Origin of the sequence: Delftia sp. ASV31, assembly GCF_016428765.1 — a bacterium.
In the GTDB taxonomy this organism is placed as follows: Bacteria; Pseudomonadota; Gammaproteobacteria; order Burkholderiales; family Burkholderiaceae_C; genus Comamonas; species Comamonas acidovorans.
The window spans coordinates 1-1505 of the sequence record NZ_JAELTK010000188.1 but is presented as its reverse complement, the minus strand read 5'-3'; the positions used below and the strand labels follow the sequence as shown (position 1 = coordinate 1505).

The following is a 1505-nucleotide window of genomic DNA, read 5'->3' as shown; positions in this document are numbered from 1 at the left end:
GTTCGCATTTCGTCGGCAGCGTCAGATGTGTATAAGAGACAGCTTTCATACCGCCGAACATGCCCGACAATCTCGTCGGATCGCCCAAATTTCCGCTGATGAGCAGGAACAGACGCGATAAAAATCCCACCCGACTTGAGATATTCCAACCACTGAGAAAGCACCTCCCCGTCTTCTGGTACGTGCTCAAGCACTTCGAACGCCATCAGATAATCAAAATAATCGACAGAAAGCTCCGATAGCTCGTCAACCACCTGAAGTCTATCCCTGTCATTCTCAAATCTTTTTCGGATCAAGTCGCGACTGCTATCTCCCATGGCATGGCAAGCACCATGAAATCCCCTAGCAAGGAAAAGACTTGCCATGTGTCCCGTTCCCGCGCCCATCTCCACGAAAGAGCCCGGTATAAAATTTCTTGTCATGTCCCATACTGCGGATTCCCTAAGTATGAGTTTTGGCTGCTTTTTCATATTCAGATTGCTTCAGTACATAGATATTTTTGACGAAAGTACTCATCTCATCTGATTGGAAAAATGCATAGCCGCCTTCGCCGTAAACGTTGCCGTCAAGTGCTGTGCATCCCTGAACACCACAGTGTGGTTGCGAATTGCTCGGCACAGGCCCTCAGGGCATACAAAGCTGGCGGTCTCAATCCAGTGGGCTTTCGGGTATTTATCCACAACACTTTTTAAAAAAGAAGCGACTCTGGAATATTGGGAGTTTTCCGAGAGGGATTGGCATTTATGCCCCCCTTCCCTTTTTTCTTTTATCAAGCAATCCGGCCCATTAAAACCAAGCGTAGGATTGGCTTCAATCACGTAAATTGCATCAGCACTTCGAGAGAGCCTTTCCAGAATCCGACCAGTCCCTTCCGTCCATTGCTTCTCCGTGAAATCACTAGAAGCCGTACTTCCCAGAAATATATTATCTACTTTCCTGGCCTGCAGCCATTCGATGGCCTTGTTTCTCCACTCCTCGCATTCAGTGTATTCACGCCCTATGCGTTGATAAAAAAATACCTCATCCACCATGGGACATGAAGATTTCGTCAGCACGACGATTTTCCATTGGTGAGGGTCATACATTGCCGCCAAAGTAGAGAACCATTGAACGCCGATACTGTCGCCAAATATTACTGCCGTCTTCTTTGCCGAATCCTCACCAAAAACACAGGGCTTCAGCTCGGAACTGTGGAACCAATCATCACAGCCAAAGCCATAAATCATAGGGGCATCATTCTTGGCCTGCACGTACCTTGAATTATCTTCGATCGACAAGACCTCCTGGGCATGGGCATTCCAGCGCAGCAACTGAGAATTGACGATCAAAATCAAAGAAACTGCAGCAAGCATCTGCCACTGTCTCTTATACACATCTCCGAGCCACGAGACGCTGACGTTGATCTCGTATGCCGACTTCTGCTAGAAAAAAGGGGGGGGGGGGGGGGGGGGGGGGGGGGGGGGGGGGGGGGGGGGGGGGGGGGGGGGGGGGGGGGGGGGGGGGGG

Annotated in this window: 2 protein-coding genes; both read right to left on the bottom strand. The window is 50.2% G+C overall.

The annotated features are described in order from the left end of the window. Positions 1–470: bifunctional 2-polyprenyl-6-hydroxyphenol methylase/3-demethylubiquinol 3-O-methyltransferase UbiG (locus JHD82_RS28925; protein WP_199140331.1), on the bottom strand; the 470-nt coding region annotated here is incomplete at its 3' end. Positions 471–512: 42 nt separating this feature from the next. After that, positions 513–1352, bottom strand: a complete 840-nt coding sequence (locus JHD82_RS28920; RefSeq protein WP_199140329.1) for an SGNH hydrolase domain-containing protein — start codon at positions 1350–1352, stop codon at positions 513–515. Positions 1353–1505 lie beyond the last annotated feature (153 nt).